Below are 16,810 nucleotides of genomic sequence, written 5' to 3'. Positions count from 1 at the left end.
GCGGGCGCCTCCGGCCTCAGGAGCGTCGGTGTCGTCGTCCCAGGCGCCGCAGCAGCGCGTGGGCGAGCGCCAACGGCAGCGCCGCGTCGACCCCGAGCAGTGCGACGGTCATCGGGTCGGCGCAGACGTGCTGGTGCCCGGCACCGCCACGGCGGCCGGGTCACCGGCGATCGGTGCCACCGGGACGTCGACGCCGAACCGGGTCACGGCCGACACCTCCGCGCCGCCGGCCAGCCGCACGTGGTAAGCGACGAGGTACGGGCCGTCGCCGGTCAGCGGCCGCGCGCGGGTGCAGGGACCGCGTCGGCCTCCGCCTGGGTCGGCCCCAGGTGCAGGATGACCGCGACCACCATCGGCAGGAAGACGATCGTGTCGTAGAACAGGTGCCGCTCCACCCGCGGGAAGACGAGCTGGAGCACGTTCAGCCCGACGGGGTGGCTCCGGCCCGTTCAGGCCGCCCTGCCGCGGTCGTGCCGCCCCGAGTTGCGCCATCCGGCATCCTCCAGGTCTCCGAAGTTGCTCACCACCGGCGGTGCGTCCGTCCGCGCCGCCGCCAATCGGTTGCCGATCAGCCGAGACGCAGTGAACGCCGACCAGGCAACCGCGTCCACAAGCCCGGCGTCGGACGGGTCGAACCGGCGGAACTCCGCGACGACCTCCTCGTCGACCTGATGCGACGACATCGCCGTCAGCAACGCCAGCCGGCCCGCGGGCCGCTCGTGCGCCGGCAGGTCCGCGATCAAGTCCTCGCACCAGGCCGTGCTGAGGCCGGTGTCCTCGCCCCGCCATGCCGCCAGCCGGTCCAGGACCACCCGGCGGACCGCGTCCGGCAGGGACCGCGCACCGGCGAGCTCGAACGTCCGGTAGGACCGGGCGACCGCGGCGGCGACGTCGTCGTTGCCGGCGGCCCAGGTCACACCCTCCGGCGGCGGGGCCGGCGCAAGCAGCCCGACGGACCGGCCGCCCGGCCGGGGTGTGCGCAGGGTGGGGCGCAGGAGCCGGCCGATCCCCTGCTTCATCCGCCGCCGGGCTCTGGGACCGAGACCCGGCGGCAGGAAATAGCTGGACAGGAACACGTTCACCACGCGACTGACGTAGTGGAACGCCACCGCCACACCGATCAGCTCGGCCCGTTCGGCCGCGCTGAGCCCGGCCGGCTCCGGTGCCGCGTCGTCGAGCTGGTGGGCGGTACGGGCCCAGGCGGTCAGCGCCCGCAGCGCCGGGTCGGCCATCGCCTCCACCCGGTCACCCGCGACCGCCTCCGCGTCGTGCTCACCGCTCAGGTCGTACATGCCGACGGTGTGTACCTCCACACAGCAGGGACAGATGTTGGCCACCGCGACGGCGGCGGCGATTGCCTCCTTCTCGGCGCGCGGCACCGCGGGTGCCACCAGCGGCTCGCGAGTGAGCATCCAATACGCGGCCAGCAGGTCCGGCGACGGCGAATGCAATTGCGCCGGCGGCACCACCAGCCGCATCTCATCGGCAATCTGCGCATAGATTTCGGCAACTAGACCCGATGCACTGGACCATGGCACGACGCTCACGTACTTGACCTGGCGTTGCGCCACCGAGGAAGCCACCCGGCCGACGACCACGACTTTCTCCCGTCATTCTCGACGGTGGCAGGTGCTGACAACCACCACACTGCGCGCCACGTTATCGGCCCGCGCGGTACGGCAGGAATACCTGACGTCGATATTCGCGGATCACCGCACGATCAAAGAACTCGGTGGTCAGCACGGCCGAAGGTGCATTGCAGAAACCGCGGCGGAGACGATGCGCGTGGGCTTTGTTCCGCATTTCTCGTCAGGAGCCGCCGTGCAATCCGATACCTTTCCCGCATTCACCTCCAATGCGGACATCGAACCCGACCAGGCAATGGTGATCGAGGCGTACGCGGACACCATCATTCCCGGCGAACGCCGCTTCGACGGGGACCGGGTCTGCCTCGGCGCGGCCCCCGGCAGCGGCGCGGTCGCCGCCGGCGCGCTGGAACTGCTGGCCTGGTCGGCCGGTGGGCTCGCCCACCAGCTCGAGACGATGGCGTTCCTGCTCAACATGCACGCCAGCGAGTACGCCGCCGAACACGACCTGGTCCTCGCCGACGACGTCCCCCCGTTCGTCGCCTTGGACTTCGCGCACCGTACCGCGCTCGTGCGCCGGCTCACCGACCCCGAGCACCCGGAGAAGCAGCTCTGGATCGGTCTCGCGCTGTTCAGCAACATGGCCTACGACAGCGCGGCGCACCTGAACACCGCCGACGCGCTCGCCACCGGCCATCCGGGCCTGCTCGCGATCGGCTACGCGGCGCCCGACGCCGACGGCCTGTGGCGTTTCCCGCGGTTCTCGTACGGCCGTCAGCTCGCCCCCATCCACCCGAACACGACCCCGACCGGGAGCCCGGCATGACGCACGCGGAATCGACCGACGTTCTGGTGATCGGCAGCGGCTTCGGCGGCGCGATCACCGCGTACCACCTCGCCGCAGGCGGCGCCAAGGTGGTCATTCTCGAACGCGGGCCCTGGCTGGAGACCGACGAGTTCGACCACGACTTCAAGCTGGGATCGTCCTACACCCGGGCGTTCGACTTCGTCGTCGGCGACGGCATGAGCGTGCTCGGCGGCAACTGCGTCGGCGGGGGCAGCGTCGTGTACTTCGCCACGATGCCCCGGGCGCCGCGCTTCGTCTTCGAGCGGCGGGGCAGCATCGGCCGCCGGATGTGGCCGGCCGAGATCACCCGCGACACCCTCGACCCCTGGTACGACGTGGTGTCCGAGGCGCTGCCGATCACCCAGCAGCGATGGGACCAGGTGCCCTACGCAGGCGGTCTCTTCGCCGCCGCGTGCGCGCACGCCGGCCGCACCGCCAACCCGTCGCCGTCCGCCGTCGACGTCGGCATGTGCACCAACTGCAACTGGATGATGGCCGGCTGCCGGTTCGACGCCAAACGCTCACTCCTGCTCAACTACCTGCCCGGGGCGCTCACGCACGGCGCGCAGATCCGGCCGCTGCACGAGGTGCAGCGCATCACCCGCCACCCGGACCGCTCCTACCGGGTGCACTACCGCATCGTCGACGACGAGGACTACCGTATCCTGCACGGCGAAGGTGTCATCGACGCGAAGATCGTGATCGTCGCCGCCGGCGCCGGCGCCACCCCGGTCATCCTGCAGCGCTCCGAGGCGGACCTCGGCACCATGCCGTATGCGGTAGGCCGCTACTTCTCCGGCAACGGCGAGCGGCTCAACACCGCGGTCTTCTCCGAGGAACGCATCCGCGACGTCCTCGGCCTGGACCGCGGCGACGGCGTGCCCTACGAGGCGTATCAGATCGGCCGTGGCCCCACCATCGCCAGCTGGGACAAGCTCGACGGCGACCTGCCGGAATTCGAACGGTACTCGCTGGAGCAGCTGTACTTCCCACCCGGCCTCGGCACGATCCTGACGCAGGTCAAGGATCCGAGCGCGAGCAGCTGGTTCGGCGTGGAGAAGAAGGAGATGCTGCGCACCTGGAAGTCGTGGCTGACCATCTTCACGATGTCGGAGGACGACAACGAGGGCGTGTTCGGCCCGCCACCTGAGACCGGCAACGCGCACCGGATGTCGCAGCAGATGCTCGGTCACGGCCCGCTGTCCTACAAGCCGACGAAGAACACCTGGCGGGGCTGGAACCTCTCCGACGCCGACGTCAAGGACATCCTGGAACGTGACGGGCTGGCGACGGTGACACCGTGGACCAATGACCTCGTCGGCGCCTACACGGTCCACCCGCTCGCCTCCTGCCGCATCGGCGACGACCCGGCCACCTCCGCCCTCGACGCGCGGCATGAGCTGCGCGGCCACCCCGGCATCTTCGTCACCGACGGCTCGGCCGTGCCGGGCGCCCTGACCGTCAATCCCGCACTGACCATCTCCGCGCTCGCCGAACGCGCCGTGCCGGGCATCGTGCGGGCGTTGCAGGAGCGCGGCGTCGCCGTCACCTACGGAGCGCCGTCGCCGACGGGCCTGTCGGCCGCCCGGCGGCCGGTGCTCGACCGTTCCTGAGACCCCCTCAGCCCGCCTCACTCTGTCAGCCTGTCGGCAATCGGAGCCCGCCAGAACCCTTCCGGCGGGCTCCCGTCACCTCTGCGAGGCTTCCTTGACCGCGCTGCTCACAACCCGCGTGGCCCGCCGCGCCGCGCTGGCCCACGTCGAACATGTGACCCCCGTCGACCCGTCGGCCGCGACCGGGCTGGTCCGTGAGGTGTACCGCCAGGTCGAGCGGGACTTCGGCATGCTCGCCCCGCCGATCGCGCTGCACTCGCCGGCCCCGGCCGTGCTCGCCGCCGCCTGGGTCATGCTGCACGAGAGTCTGCTGGTGACCGCGACCGCACCCCGCGCGACGAAGGAGGCGGTCGCCACCGCCGTCTCGGCGGCCAACGCCTGCCCCTACTGCGTCGACGTCCACGGCGCCACCCTGTCCGGCCTCGACAACCGGCCCGACTCGGCCGCGATCGCCGCCGACCGCCTCGACGACGTCACCGACCCCGGGCTGCGAGCCGTCGTGCGATGGGCCCGCCGCCCGGTGCTGGACGCCGCGGTGCCGTTCCCCGCGGCGCAGCTGCCGGACCTCGGTGGCGTCGCGGTGGTCTTCCACTACATCAACCGGATGGTCAGCGTCTTCCTGCAACCCTCGCCGCTGCCGCCGCTGACCGGCCGGGCGCGGCGCGGCGCGAAGTGGATGGCCGGACGCGTCATGAGCTCCCTCGCCTATCGCCCCGTTGTCGCCGGTGCCGCACTGGACCTGCTGCCGCCGGTCACCGTCCCACCGGACCTGGCGTGGGCCGGAACCACCCGCATCGCGCAGGCGCTCGCCCGGGCCGGTTCGGCGATCGCGGCGGCGGCGGCACCGGTCGTCCCCGAACGCATCCAGGACCGGGTGCGGGCGCGGCTCGCCGCCTGGGACGGCACCCCGCCCGGCCCGTCGGCGTCCTGGGTGGACAGCGCGCTGACCGGCGTGCCGGACGACGAGCTGCCGACCGGTCGGCTCGCGATGCTGACGGCGCTATCGGCGTACCAGGTCGGCCCCGCGGTCATCGCCGGCTTCAAGCGCCACCACCCGCACGACGCCTCGCTGGTCACCGTGGTGTCGTGGGCGGCCCTGACCGCCGCCCGCTCCATCGGTGCCCGGCTGCCCCCGCGCGCACCGAACACTTGACCGGCGCGCTACGCGACGGGGCCGTCGGACGCTCGGCGTCCGACGGCCTTCGTCGTCTGCGACATCATGCCTTGGGCACGTCGAACAGGTTCGGTACCCGGGCGGTCAGCCCAATGTCGCCCCTCGCCTTCAGCTTGCCGAGCACGAACAGCGCGACGGGGTTGGCGTTGCCCGTCACCATCTTCAGGAAGTCCACACCGCCGATGCTCAGCTCGAGTGTCGGCGGCCGGTCCGGCGCGGCCGACAGCGTGCAGGTGCGATCGGCGATGACAAGCTCGTAGGTGTCGGCTCCGCCGCCGGGCCGGTCGCCGACCTTCCAGTGCAGCACCGCCGCCGTCGTTCCCGCCCGGTCGGCCCGGAACACGCCGGGCATCCGGTCGAAGATCGTGGCCAGCACCTCATCGCGCTGCTCGCCGGTGATCAGCCGGCGCAGGTCGTCGGCCGAGCTGCGCTTCACCAGTTGGGCGAACGCTCGCGGCTCGAGCGTCGCCGGGTTGACATCGTGCACTGACATGGCAATCCCCTCTTCGCCGCTACCGGGGCGGGGCCAGCCCTCCCGCCGCATCCGTACGATGCGAGGCGGCCATGTCAGCACCCTAGGCAACGCCGGACACCGCCATCGTCTTTGCCCGTGCGCATCCTGACCTGCGCATTCATGGCACGGCCGGACCGCCCGGCCGGTCGGGCCGGGCGGTTCGCGGGCGTCACGGGTGGCGGCATCAACCCCAGGCGAGCAGGGCAAGCTCCGGGTCTTCCAGGAAGGCGCCGACGTCGCGCAGGAACCTGGAGCCCAGCTCGCCGTCGACGACGCGGTGGTCGAACGACACGCCGAGGGTGCTCACCCGCCGGCTCTTCACCTTGCCGCGGTGGACCCAGGGCTGCTCGCGGATGGCGCCGAGGACCAGGATGGCCGACTCGCCCGGCGGGAGGATCGGGGTGCCGGTGTCGACGCCGAAGACGCCGACGTTCGTGATGGTGAAGGTGCCGCCGGTCAGATCGGCCGGCGGTGTCCTGCCGTCGCGGGCGGTGGCGACCAGTGTGTCGAGCGCGTCGGCGAGCTCCCGCACCGTACACGCACCGGCATCCTTGATGTTGGGGACGATGAGGCCCCGCTGGGTGGCGGCGGCGATGCCCAGGTTGACGTGGTGCTTGACGACGATCTCGTCGCCGGCCCAGGTCGAGTTGACCATCGGGTACCGCCGGATCGCCAGCAGTACCGCCTTGGCCACCAGCAGCAGCGGGGAGACGTGCACGTCCCGCCAGTCGCGGTGGGCCTTGAGCTTCTCCAGGGCCTTCATCGAGCGGGTCACATCGACCGTGACGAACTGGGTCACGTGGGGTGCGGTGAACGCGCTGGCCACCATGTTCTCGGCGGTCAGCTTCCGCACGCCCTTGACCGGGACGCGCTCCACACGCTCGCCGGTGAGGACGATGCGGGACGCCTGGACCGCGGCCGGAGCGGGCCGCGCCCCGGCGACGTCGTCCCGGGTGATCGAGCCGTCGGGCCCGGTGCCCCGGATGCCGGCGAGGTCCACGCCGAGATCCCGAGCGAGCTTGCGTACCGGAGGCTTGGCCAGCACAGGGCCTCCAGTTACGGGTGCGGGCTCGTCGCGTACAACCGCCGCAGTTGCAGCTGACCTTGGACGGCGCTTGGCCGTGGTCGTCCTCGGGCCGTAGCCCACGAGCACCGCTGTGCGAGCGGCGGAGGGGTGTGTGTCGATGGCGATGATCGGACTGCCGACCTCGACCGTGGTGCCTTCCGGGTGGAAGATCCTAGTCACCTGGCCGGCCCACTTCGCCGGGATCTCGACCGCCGCCTTCGCTGTCTCGACCTCGACGATCGGCTGGTTGAGCGTGATGGTCTCGCCCTCGGCGACGAGCCACTTGAGGATCTCGCCCTCGGTGAGGCCCTCGCCCAGGTCGGGCAGGTTGAACTCCCTTATCCTGCTCATGCGCGGCCCCCTAGAACCCGAACGAGCGGTCGACGGCGTCGAGCACCCGGTCCAGGTCGGGCAGGTACTCCTCCTCCACGCGGGCGGCCGGGTACGGCGTGTCGAACCCGGTGACGCGCAGGACCGGCGCATCGAGGAAGTAGAAGCACTCCTCGGTGATCCGGGCGGCAACCTCGGCGCCGAGGCCCAGGTTTCCGGGGGCCTCGTGCACGACGACGGCGCGGCCGGTCCGGTGGACGGACTCGTACACCGGGCGCATGTCCAGCGGCGAGAGCGTGCGCAGGTCGATGACCTCGATGTCGCGGCCGTCCTCGGCGGCCGCGGTGGCGGCGTCGAGCGCGATGCGGACCATCGGGCCGTAGGTGACCACCGTGGCATCGGTGCCAGGGCGGGCGACCCGCGAGGCGTGCAGCGGCAGGCTCACGCCGTCGACGTTGACCTGCCCCTTCTCCCAGTAGCGGCGCTTGGGCTCCAGGAAGATGATCGGGTCGTCGGACTCGATCGACTGCTGGATCATCCAGTACGCGTCGTCCGGGTTGGCGCACGAGACAACCTTCAGGCCGGCGGTGTGCGCGAAGTACGCCTCGGGAGACTCGGAATGGTGCTCGACCGCGCCAATGCCGCCGCCGAAGGGGATCCGGATGACGATCGGCAGGCTCACCTTGCCCCGCGAGCGGAAGTGCATCTTCGCCACCTGCGACACGATCTGGTCATAGGCCGGGTAGACGAAACCGTCGAACTGGATCTCGCAGACCGGCCGGTAGCCGCGGATGGCCAGGCCGACCGCGGTGCCGATGATGCCGGACTCGGCCAGCGGGGTGTCGATGACTCGCTCGTCGCCGAAGTCCTTTTGCAGGCCGTCGGTGATCCGGAAGACGCCCCCGAGCTTGCCCACGTCCTCACCCATGACGAGCACCTTGGGGTCGCGCTCCATCGCGCGGCGCAGGCCGATGTTGAGGGCCTTGCCGAGCGTGAGGTTGTCCGCCGCCATCAGTGCCCGCTCCCCTCGAAGGATGCCAGGTAGTTCGCGAACCACTCCTTCTGCTGCGCCAGCTCCGGCGAGCCGTGCGGGTAGACGTGGTCGAAGATCGTCATCGGGTCGGGATCGGGCATGTCGAGCACGCGCTGGCGCAGCTCGACTGCGGCGACCCGAGCCTCCTCGTCGATCGCGTCGAAGTGCTCGTCCTTCGCCAGGCCCTGCTTGGTCAGGTACGCGCGCAGCCGCTTGATCGGGTCCTTGGCCTGCCAGGTCTCCACCTCGCTGGCGATGCGGTACCGCGACGGGTCGTCCGACGTGGTGTGCGCGCCCATGCGGTAGGTGTACGCCTCGATCAGCGACGGGCCCTGCCCGTGCCGCGCGTCGTTGAGGGCCTTGCGGGTGACCGCGTAGCAGGCCAGCACGTCGTTGCCGTCCACGCGCAGGCCGGGAAAGCCGAAGCCGGACGCGCGTTGGTACAGCGGGACGCGGGTCTGCCGCTCCAGCGGCTCGGAGATCGCGTACTGGTTGTTCTGGCAGAAGAACACCAGCGGCGCGTTGAAGACCGAGGCCCAGATGAACGCCTCATTGACGTCGCCCTGGCTGGTCGCCCCGTCGCCGAAGTACGCGATCACGGCCTCGCCGTCGTCGGTGCCGACCGTGCCGTCCTTGACGACGCCCATGGCGTAGCCGGTCGCGTGCAACGCGTGCGCGCCGACCACGATCGCGTAGGCGGCGAAGCCGCACTCATGCGGATCCAGAGCGCCCTGGTCGACCCCGCGAAACAGGCTCAGCGGCATGATTGGGTCGACGCCGCGGCAGTACAGGACGCCGTGTTCACGGTACGTCGGAAACGCCATGTCCCGCGGCCGCAGCGCCCGGGCCGAACCGACCTGCGCCGCCTCCTGCCCCAACAGGCTCGGCCACAGCCCGATCTCACCCTGCCGCTGCAACGCCGTCGCCTCGGCGTCGAGCCGGCGGACCACGACGAGGTCACGGTACAGCGAGCGGTACTCGTCGTCGGTGAAGTCGACGGAGTAGTCCGGGTGCTCGACCCGGTCCCCCTCCGGCGTGAGCAGCTGCACGAACACCGGATCCGGTCCGGCCGCCCGCGGGGCGGAGGTCGCGGCCGTCGCTTCGCCATGCGTCATCCCATGTCTCCCTGTCGTGTCTGGCGTCGGCGGTGCGGACGGCCCTGCCGCGCAGTGGGCGGAGCCCGACCGCCGATCGGGCTCCGCCCTCATGCGGGCGGGCGGGTCGTCACGACTCGTGCCGCTCCAGTGGCTGACTCGCGGCCACGGCGGGTGTCGGCTCGGGGGTGACGGGCGTGGCGGACACCGGTTCGGCCGGGGCGGACGGCTTGCGCCGCGGCCGGGCCCAGCGCCGCATCATCGGCTCCTCGACCAGCCGCGTCACCAGCCAGGCGACCACGATCGTCGCCGCCAGGACGCCTGCGAGGATGCCGAGGGCGGTGGGCACGGGCCAGGTCTTGCCGATGCCGAGCGGGATGTGTCCGTACAGCAGGACCAGGAAGTGGACGAGGAAGAACGCGTAGGAGATCGTGCCGAGCCACACCAGCGGCTTGACCCGGAACGACGAGCGGCGTCCAGTCGAGTCGGCAACGGCCGCCGCGGCGATCAGCAGGGCGATCGGCAGCACGATCGTCGCGGCGAAGCTGTAGAAGCTGGGGAACATCAGGACCTGGAGCACCACGCCGACCGCGACGATCGCCAGCGCCGGCAGGATCCGCAGACCGATCCACCGCTTCTGGATCACGATGCGGGCCATCAGCATGCCGAGCACGAACTCCAGACACCGGGCCAGCGGGAACCACTGGATGAACCACTCCTGCTGGATAGACATGTTCAGCATGGGCAGCATGTCGGCGTCGGCCATGGGCAGCAGCCTGGCGATCGCGGGGAGCACAACCGCGATGACCGCCGTCACGGAGCCGGCCGCCCACCAGAGCCCCTCGTCCGGAATGCGCTTGATCAGCCGGTACAGCAGCGGAAACATGAGATAGAAGAACAGCTCGCAGCTCATGGACCAGGCGACCGTGTTGGTGGAGACGATGACCCCGATGTTCGGGTACCAGGACTGCACCATGAACGTTCCCGGGACCAGGTTCGGAAAGTCGAACAGCTTGAACGCCCACCAGGACAGCGCGATGGCGGCCACCCACGCCACCAGGTAGTTCGGATAAATCTTGACCAGTCGGCGCCGCCAGAACAGGCGCTTCGGCTCTCCCTCCCGCACCGACCAGGTCAGCACGAACCCGCTCAGCACGAAGAAGAACACGACCCCGATCCAGCCGCTGGAATAGCTGTACTTGACGAGGCTGAACTCCTTCTCGGGCGGGAGGTACCCGAGGAGGGCGGCGTGGCTGCCGAAAACCATCAGGGCGGCTAGGAATCTCATCCCGGTCAGTGAAGCGAGCCGGGAACCGTCCTTGCTCAGCGGCGCGGTCATGCTCCCTCGCCTCCCGTAACGATCGCTGTCCATGAGTGAAGGGTGTCCATGGCAGAATGTTCACACCGGACCTGCGGGTGCACATCTCTCGCGTTGCTACACTGCGGCCGCCGGTCGGCGGAAGTCCGCAACAACGAAGATGGCGGGCTCACGGTTGAACGGCCGCCCCGGGGCCGGCAGCCACGGGGGCGCGGCGGCGCACAGGCGGGCGGCGACGAGAACGGTGCGCGAGCCGATGTCGATCGGCAGGCCGCGGATGACAGCGGCGGCTGGCGCGCCGGCGACCCGGAACGGCAGCGCGCGTGCCGGGCGGGCGGCGTAGTTCACCGGGTTGGTGCGACGCAATCGAGCCGCACCAACCCGGCCGGGGGGGAACTCGAGTCAGGCCTAGGCAGCCGGCGCTTCGCTCGCCTTGCGGTACGTCAGGCCAACCACCCCGTTACCGAAGGGGATGGCGCTGACCAGCTCGAGGGCGCGCGACTCGGGCACGTCGAACAGCGTGGCGCCGCTGCCGACCAGGTACGGGTAGACCGTCAGCCGGTACTCGTCCACCAGATTGGCGCGGACCAGGGACCGCAGGAAGCTGATACCGCCGTACGCAGCGATGTCCCCGCCGCCCTCGGCCTTCAGCTTCTCGACCTCCTCGACGAGGTCGCCGCGGGCGATCGTCGTGTTCTCCCAGTCGGCCCGCTCGAGAGACTTGGAGAACACGACCTTGCGGCCCTTGTTCAGGATGTCGGCCGTCGGGTCGCCGGCCGCGTTCGGGAACCAGCTGGCGAAGCCCTCGTAGGTGTTCTTGCCGAAGATGTGCACCTCGGCGCCCTGCTGCACCTCGGCCGTCCAGGCCGCGTGCTCAGCGTCGTCGGGGATGGAGCGGGCGAACATGAAGAAGGGGCTGCCCATCTCGCCGATGACGCCGTCGAGCGAGTAGTCGCCCACGCCCACCACTAGCTTGCGCATGCGTTGTTTCTCCTGTCGTGGTTGCCGTGCTAATTGTTGGTCAGGAGTCCCTCTGGGGTGCCGTCGATCCGGACCTCCACCCACATGGGACGCCAGTCGTGCATTTCGTGGTACCGGCGCAGTTCGGCCAGACCACTGAGCGAGCCCAGCCAGCCGTCGTACGGCGGCTGTGCCCGGTCGTACCGGCTGCGGAAGAACGTCAGCCGGCTGCGGCCGTCACCGACGTCGGCCACCTCCCAGGACGCGACCATCTCGCCCCAGTCGACGGACATCGAACGCCCCGGTTGCACATCGATGATGCGGGCGGGGTTGGCGTCCACGTCGAAGCCACCCATCGCCCACCGGCCGCCCGGGTGCAGCTCGGCTTCGACCTTCACCCCGAACCACTTCGCGATGTGCTCGGGCTCGGTCAACGAGGTGAACACCGCGTGCCGGTCGGCCGCGATCAGGACGTCCCGGCGCAGCTCCGGGCTGGTGAAGTCGCATCCCCCGACGGGGTCGCGCCCCTCCAGGTGGTCGGCCAGGTTGGCCAGGGTCAGCGCCCAGTACGTATGCATCAGGCACCGGTCACCGGTCTCCGTCAGCACCTCGGGCCAGCCGGGCACGTCGGTCTGGGTGAGCGTCAGCAGGGTCGCATCGGGCTCACCGCCACCGGACCCGCCACGCAGACCGATGTCGACGGCGGTGGCGATGCCGTCGAGCCGCCACTCGAAGCGCAGCGACGTGTCGTCCGCGTGCAGCAGGTGCTGGTGCGGCGCGGCACCGTCCGGGGTGAAACGGCCCCAGAACTCGTACCGGCCAGGCACGTCCACCCGGACGTCCTCGGCTAGCCACACACGCATCGCCGCCGGGTCCGTGAGAGCCTCGCGCACCGTCGCGATCGGCGCGTGGATGCGGATGCACTTGCGCAGCGTGCTCATCGATGCCGTCCCTGCTCGGTCTCGCCGTCGGTCGCAAGCCGCATCTCGTGCCGGTCGGGGTAGCAGGCGACGGCGAGCCTGAATGCGTCACCCTCGCCGCCGCCGTACTTCGTGAAGAGGTCCTGCAGCGCGGTCCTCAGGTCCGTCATGAACTCCGGCCGCTGCTCCGGCCGCAGCCGGATCTCGCCCGAAACCCCCAGTGACGGCAGGTCAGGCTCCGGCGCGGCCCGGGCCCGGCGCCCGCGCGGCCGCTGGGACGCCTCGACATGCTCGGCCGCCCGGCGCGCCGCACGGCCCAGCAGGATGGCGACGTCCGACTGGACTTCCTCCATGAGGTCGAGGAGGTAGCCGAGGCTCGCCTCGTCGCGTTGCAGCCGCTCGCCGATCCGCCCGACAAGGCGGGGAGAGATCCAGTATGCGCGGGCTGTGGCCTGGTAGATGCCTTCGTTGATGCCATGGACCCGTCGCTCCGCGACCTGGGTGACCAGATCCTGTTCGACGAGTCGCTTGACGTGGTAGTAGACGCGCTGGGAGGTCTGGCCCAGCGCCGCCGCGAGCTCGGTGCACGAGCGGGGCTCGGCCAGCTGTTGCAGCAGCTCGATGCGCTGCGGCTTGAGCAACGTCTCGGCCTGCTCGAGGCGCTCCAGGTACAGGAGGTCTCTCATCACAAGGACACCTTGTACGCCAAAAATCATTTTGTCAACGACCGGATCCGGCCGGGTCGGCGACGATGGTGGTCACACGGCCTTCGCGCTTGCGTCCTCCTGGCCGGCCCCCAGCGCCGGACCAGGCTGACGTTCATCCATTGCGGGTACGACCTGGACGACCCGCCGTACCAGGGCCAGGTCGGCTGGCTCGACGGCATCTCCCGACTGCGGCGCCGCCACGAGGCGCCGGCGATGCGGGCGATCTGACGCCGTTCGACGCCGCAGGCGTCCCGGCCGGGACGCTCATCGACAACGAGGGGTGACGACCCGGCACGGCACGCCGGAGTGCGTTGACAAAACATTTTTTGGCGCACAAGGTGTCCTTGTGATGAGAGACCTCCTGCACCTGGAGCGCCTCGAGCAGGCCGAGACGTTGCTCAAGCCGCAGCGCATCGAGCTGCCGCAACAGCTGGCCGAGCCCCCGTCAGGCGACTCGTCGAACAGGATCTGGTCACCCAGGTCGCGCATCGGCGCGGCGGCTCCTACGGCGATGCCGACGGCGACGCGTTCAGGCTCGCCGCTGCCCCCTACCCCGGCTGGCACGAGCTGAACACGACACCCGACGACACAGCGGGCAGCGGATAGCTTCCCGGCCCACCGCCATTTCGCATCCTCCTTCGACGTTATGGGGCACCCGTGCAGGAATTCATCGAGGTCCTCGGCGCACGCGAGAACAACCTCAAGGACGTGAGCGTCCGCATCCCCAAGCGGCAGATCACCATCTTCACCGGTGTCTCCGGATCGGGCAAGTCATCGATGGTCTTCGACACCGTTGCCGCCGAGGCGCGACGGCTACTCAACGAGACCTTCAGCGCCTTCGTGCGCAACTTCCTGCCGAAGGTCACGCAGCCGGACGCCGACGCCATCAAGAACCTCAACATGGCAGTCGTCGTCGACCAGAAGCGGCTGGGCGGCAGCTCGAACTCGACCGCCGGGACGGCCACCGACATCGCCCCCTTGCTGCGGTTGCTCTTCGCGAAGGCCGGGCAGCCGAACCTCGGCCACGGCTACCTCTTCTCGTTCAACAACCCGCAGGGCATGTGCCCCGACTGCAACGGCATCGGCCAGAAGATGGGGTTCAACCGCGACACCGCCCTCGACTACGGCAAGTCGCTCGCCGAGGGGGCCATCCAGCTGCTCGACTACAAGATCGACAGTTGGGCCTGGAAGGTCGTAATGAGCTCGGGACTCGACACCGACAAGAAGCTGGCCGACTTCACCGACGCCGAGATGGACGAGCTGCTCTACGCCGAGGCGCGCAAGGTCGACCTGGGCGGCGGTGTCGAGCTGAAGTTCGAGGGCCTCATCGTCACGTTCAACCGCCGGTACATCAAGAAGGACGTCAAGTCGCTGTCCGAGCGCGCCCAGAAGGCCGTGCTCCCCTTCATGAAGATGACACACTGCGACCTGTGCAACGGCTCGCGGCTCAGCCAGCAGGCGTTGTCGAGCAGGATCGGCGAGCACAACATCGCCGACTACTCGTCCATGCAGATCGATGAGCTGATCGACGCCCTCAAGAAGATCGACGTCCCGCTCGCCAACCCCATCGTCAGCACGCTGCTCGTCCGTCTGCAGCATCTGGTCGACATCGGACTGGACTACCTGAGCCTCGACCGCACCACCGACACCCTCTCCGGGGGCGAGTCGCAGCGCGTCAAGCTCGTAAAGTACCTCAACGGCACGCTGAACGACGTCATGTACATCTTCGACGAGCCGAGCGTCGGCCTGCACCCGCGCGACGTGCACCGGCTCAACGACCTGCTCCGGCAACTGCGGGACAACGGCAACACGGTGATCGTCGTCGAGCACGACCCCGACATCATCAAGGTGGCCGACTACGTGGTCGACATGGGCCCGCGGGCCGGCTCGCAGGGCGGCACCATCGTCTTCGAGGGCAGCTACCAACAGCTGCTCGAAGCCGACACCCTCACCGGCCAGTGGCTCGGCAAGGCCCTGTCGATGAAAGAGAAGGTCCGCAAGGCCAGCGGCGCGCTGCCGATCGAGCACGCCCGAGAGAACAACCTCAAGGACGTCAGCGTCGACATTCCGGCCGGGGTCTTCACGGCCGTTACGGGCGTGGCAGGCTCCGGCAAGAGCTCGCTGATCAACCACTCGTTCATTCGGCAGCACCCCGACGCTATCATCATCGACCAGAGCCCGGTCGGCGCGAACAGTCGTTCGATCCCGGTCACCTACACCGGCGTCATGGACGTCATCCGCAAGCTCTACGCGACGGCCACCAAGGCCAAGGCGTCGCTGTTCAGCTTCAACTCCACCGGCGCCTGTGAGAACTGCCAGGGCAACGGCTACATCGTCATCGACATGTCGATCCTCGACGAGTCCAAGCTGGTGTGCGAGATCTGCGAAGGCAAGCGCTTCAAGGAGGAGGTTCTCGCCTACAGGCTCAACGGCAAGAACATCGCCGAGGTGCTGGACATGACCATCGCCGAAGCCCTGGAGTTCTTCGAGCACCCGGAGATCACCACGAAACTACAGGCCATGCACGATGTCGGCCTCGGCTACCTGACGCTCGGCCAGCCGCTGAGCACGCTGTCGGGCGGTGAGTGCCAGCGGCTGAAGCTCGCCGGGCAGCTGCACAAGAAGGGCAGCATCTACGTGATGGACGAGCCGACCACCGGCTTGCACGCCTCCGACACGAAGCACCTGCTCGACATCATCGACCGCCTGGTCGACGGCGGCAACACCGTCGTCGTCATCGAGCACAACCTCGACGTCATCCGTCAGGCCGACTGGATCATCGACATGGGTCCCGAGGGCGGCAAGAAGGGCGGCCAGGTGGTATTCGCCGGCGTGCCCAAAGATCTGAAGAAGAACAAGCAGTCGTTGACGGCGCAGTACATCTGACTCGCCCCGGTGATGCCACGGCGGTCGGCCACGCCGGCCGCCGTGGTCGGCGTGCACGGTCAATTGGTCGGGATCGACGCGTTCGCGGGCGGCGGCGTCGGCGATCAGCGCTTCGGCGTCCGTCCAAGCACCGGACGTCCCCGAAGTCCTCGAACGCCTCGGCGCCGACCGGAACGGACGCCCCACGCCCAGGGGCGCACGACGATGACCACGGATGACAAACCTAGTTGCCGCCCCGGGTAATCGGGGAGGTTCGGGGGGCGGTTCAAAACTCCATAGACGAAAGCAAAAGCCCTGACCAGCGTTTCCGCTGGTCAGGGCTTTTCTCGTGTCGGGACGGCCGGATTCGAACCGACGACCCCTTGTTACGGAACGTAACCGTATCGAAGTTGTCACCGCTTGTCGCAAGCTGCCACTGAGCTGCGCAAACACGGCCAAGCGCTAGTCATCAGTTGTTACTGACCGACATCCCTGGGCCGGGGTTTTCGGGGGTAAACGGTGGGCCGAGCCGGCTCGGATTGACCATCACGACCGGGCATGGGGTTCGCGTCGGTAGCCCTTAGCGGGGTTTGAACTTCGCCCCGAAGGCGCGCAAGAGACTCATCGTCGTCAACAGTCCCCTCAGCCCAGCCAACAACTGTAAGCGCTTCGGAGATCGCTAAGCCAAACGGCGAGTTCAGTCAGTCGTAGCACTTGATCTTGGTGGTTCGGTGGGACAGGATGCCCGCCGTGCGCAACATGCTGACGTTGGCTGATCGTGAA

At 69.3% G+C, this 16,810-nt stretch carries 17 protein-coding genes; 6 read left to right on the top strand and 11 right to left on the bottom strand.

Annotation, left to right across the window (positions count from 1 at the left end; translation table 11 throughout):
- Positions 1-28: 28 nt before the first annotated feature.
- Complete coding sequence (locus tag ACFT41_RS20940; protein WP_377586625.1) at positions 29-247, top strand: hypothetical protein; 219 nt, start codon at positions 29-31, stop codon at positions 245-247.
- 25 nt (positions 248-272) lie between these two features.
- Here the strand turns inward: ACFT41_RS20940 and ACFT41_RS20935 are convergent, their stop codons facing one another.
- Complete coding sequence (locus ACFT41_RS20935) at positions 273-419, bottom strand: hypothetical protein (RefSeq protein WP_377586623.1); 147 nt, start codon at positions 417-419, stop codon at positions 273-275.
- A gap of 30 nt (positions 420-449) precedes the next feature.
- The gene (locus ACFT41_RS20930; RefSeq protein ID WP_377586621.1) at positions 450-1,478 is read right to left on the bottom strand and encodes a carboxymuconolactone decarboxylase; all 1,029 of its coding nucleotides are present in this window, start codon (positions 1,476-1,478) and stop codon (positions 450-452) included.
- A 403-nt stretch (positions 1,479-1,881) separates the two neighbouring features.
- Here ACFT41_RS20930 and ACFT41_RS20925 point away from each other — a divergent pair, with 403 nt between their 5' ends.
- The 3 genes from ACFT41_RS20925 (at position 1,882) to ACFT41_RS20915 (ending at position 5,199) form a co-directional block, all read left to right on the top strand.
- Entirely contained in the window at positions 1,882-2,412 is a 531-nt protein-coding gene (locus ACFT41_RS20925; RefSeq protein WP_377586677.1) for a DUF5987 family protein, read from the top strand.
- Entirely contained in the window at positions 2,409-4,046 is a 1,638-nt protein-coding gene (locus ACFT41_RS20920) for an FAD-dependent oxidoreductase (RefSeq protein ID WP_377586619.1), read from the top strand. Before ACFT41_RS20925 ends, ACFT41_RS20920 begins: the two co-directional genes overlap by 4 nt.
- A 94-nt stretch (positions 4,047-4,140) precedes the next feature.
- Positions 4,141-5,199 (top strand): carboxymuconolactone decarboxylase family protein, encoded by a 1,059-nt coding sequence (locus ACFT41_RS20915; RefSeq protein WP_377613957.1) that lies wholly within the window; start codon positions 4,141-4,143, stop codon positions 5,197-5,199.
- A 64-nt stretch (positions 5,200-5,263) separates the two neighbouring features.
- Here the strand turns inward: ACFT41_RS20915 and ACFT41_RS20910 are convergent, their stop codons facing one another.
- From ACFT41_RS20910 to ACFT41_RS20870, 9 genes are all read right to left on the bottom strand, one after another.
- Entirely contained in the window at positions 5,264-5,572 is a 309-nt protein-coding gene (locus tag ACFT41_RS20910; RefSeq protein ID WP_377586676.1) for an SCP2 sterol-binding domain-containing protein, read from the bottom strand.
- 346 nt (positions 5,573-5,918) lie between these two features.
- On the bottom strand, positions 5,919-7,151 hold the full coding sequence (locus tag ACFT41_RS20905) for a dihydrolipoamide acetyltransferase family protein (RefSeq protein WP_377586615.1): 1,233 nt from the start codon (positions 7,149-7,151) through the stop codon (positions 5,919-5,921).
- Positions 7,152-7,161: 10 nt separating this feature from the next.
- Entirely contained in the window at positions 7,162-8,142 is a 981-nt protein-coding gene (locus ACFT41_RS20900; protein ID WP_377586613.1) for an alpha-ketoacid dehydrogenase subunit beta, read from the bottom strand.
- Positions 8,142-9,278: a pyruvate dehydrogenase (acetyl-transferring) E1 component subunit alpha gene (gene pdhA, locus ACFT41_RS20895; protein ID WP_377586611.1), complete on the bottom strand. Its 1,137-nt coding sequence runs from the start codon at positions 9,276-9,278 to the stop codon at positions 8,142-8,144. Before pdhA ends, ACFT41_RS20900 begins: the two co-directional genes overlap by 1 nt.
- 109 nt (positions 9,279-9,387) lie before the next feature.
- Complete coding sequence (locus ACFT41_RS20890; protein WP_377613956.1) at positions 9,388-10,545, bottom strand: acyltransferase family protein; 1,158 nt, start codon at positions 10,543-10,545, stop codon at positions 9,388-9,390.
- Positions 10,546-10,692: 147 nt separating this feature from the next.
- Positions 10,693-10,941 (bottom strand): hypothetical protein, encoded by a 249-nt coding sequence (locus ACFT41_RS20885; protein WP_377586609.1) that lies wholly within the window; start codon positions 10,939-10,941, stop codon positions 10,693-10,695.
- Between the two features lie 42 nt (positions 10,942-10,983).
- The gene (locus tag ACFT41_RS20880) at positions 10,984-11,535 is read right to left on the bottom strand and encodes a dihydrofolate reductase family protein (protein ID WP_377613955.1); all 552 of its coding nucleotides are present in this window, start codon (positions 11,533-11,535) and stop codon (positions 10,984-10,986) included.
- Between the two features lie 50 nt (positions 11,536-11,585).
- Complete coding sequence (locus ACFT41_RS20875; protein ID WP_377586606.1) at positions 11,586-12,476, bottom strand: SRPBCC family protein; 891 nt, start codon at positions 12,474-12,476, stop codon at positions 11,586-11,588.
- Positions 12,473-13,141 (bottom strand): helix-turn-helix domain-containing protein, encoded by a 669-nt coding sequence (locus ACFT41_RS20870; protein WP_377586604.1) that lies wholly within the window; start codon positions 13,139-13,141, stop codon positions 12,473-12,475. The genes ACFT41_RS20875 and ACFT41_RS20870 overlap by 4 nt, the downstream gene beginning before the upstream one ends.
- A 370-nt stretch (positions 13,142-13,511) precedes the next feature.
- Here ACFT41_RS20870 and ACFT41_RS20865 point away from each other — a divergent pair, with 370 nt between their 5' ends.
- Both ACFT41_RS20865 and ACFT41_RS20860 read left to right on the top strand, forming a co-directional pair.
- Positions 13,512-13,733 carry a hypothetical protein gene (locus tag ACFT41_RS20865; protein WP_377586602.1) on the top strand — a complete coding sequence of 74 codons (222 nt, stop codon included), beginning with the start codon at positions 13,512-13,514 and terminating at the stop codon, positions 13,731-13,733.
- Between the two features lie 86 nt (positions 13,734-13,819).
- On the top strand, positions 13,820-16,048 hold the full coding sequence (locus tag ACFT41_RS20860; RefSeq protein ID WP_377586600.1) for an ATP-binding cassette domain-containing protein: 2,229 nt from the start codon (positions 13,820-13,822) through the stop codon (positions 16,046-16,048).
- Positions 16,049-16,810 lie beyond the last annotated feature (762 nt).

Origin of the sequence: Micromonospora sp. NPDC057141 (genome assembly GCF_042670805.1) — a bacterium.
Classification (GTDB): domain Bacteria; phylum Actinomycetota; class Actinomycetes; order Mycobacteriales; family Micromonosporaceae; genus Micromonospora.
This window is presented reverse-complemented; position numbering and strand designations above follow the sequence as displayed.

Bases quoted from the DNA above. Each gene is read 5' to 3' on its own strand.
- ACFT41_RS20930 (WP_377586621.1), bottom strand. From the start codon at position 1,478: ATGCGGCTGGTGGTGCCGCCGGCGCAATTGCATTCGCCGTCGCCGGAC.
- ACFT41_RS20925 (WP_377586677.1), top strand. From the start codon at position 1,882: ATGGTGATCGAGGCGTACGCGGACACCATCATTCCCGGCGAACGCCGC.
- ACFT41_RS20920 (WP_377586619.1), top strand. From the start codon at position 2,409: ATGACGCACGCGGAATCGACCGACGTTCTGGTGATCGGCAGCGGCTTC.
- ACFT41_RS20910 (WP_377586676.1), bottom strand. From the start codon at position 5,572: ATGCCCGGCGTGTTCCGGGCCGACCGGGCGGGAACGACGGCGGCGGTG.
- ACFT41_RS20905 (WP_377586615.1), bottom strand. From the start codon at position 7,151: ATGAGCAGGATAAGGGAGTTCAACCTGCCCGACCTGGGCGAGGGCCTC.
- ACFT41_RS20900 (WP_377586613.1), bottom strand. From the start codon at position 8,142: ATGGCGGCGGACAACCTCACGCTCGGCAAGGCCCTCAACATCGGCCTG.
- pdhA (WP_377586611.1), bottom strand. From the start codon at position 9,278: ATGACGCATGGCGAAGCGACGGCCGCGACCTCCGCCCCGCGGGCGGCC.
- ACFT41_RS20890 (WP_377613956.1), bottom strand. From the start codon at position 10,545: ATGAGATTCCTAGCCGCCCTGATGGTTTTCGGCAGCCACGCCGCCCTC.
- ACFT41_RS20875 (WP_377586606.1), bottom strand. From the start codon at position 12,476: ATGAGCACGCTGCGCAAGTGCATCCGCATCCACGCGCCGATCGCGACG.
- ACFT41_RS20870 (WP_377586604.1), bottom strand. From the start codon at position 13,141: ATGAGAGACCTCCTGTACCTGGAGCGCCTCGAGCAGGCCGAGACGTTG.
- ACFT41_RS20865 (WP_377586602.1), top strand. From the start codon at position 13,512: ATGAGAGACCTCCTGCACCTGGAGCGCCTCGAGCAGGCCGAGACGTTG.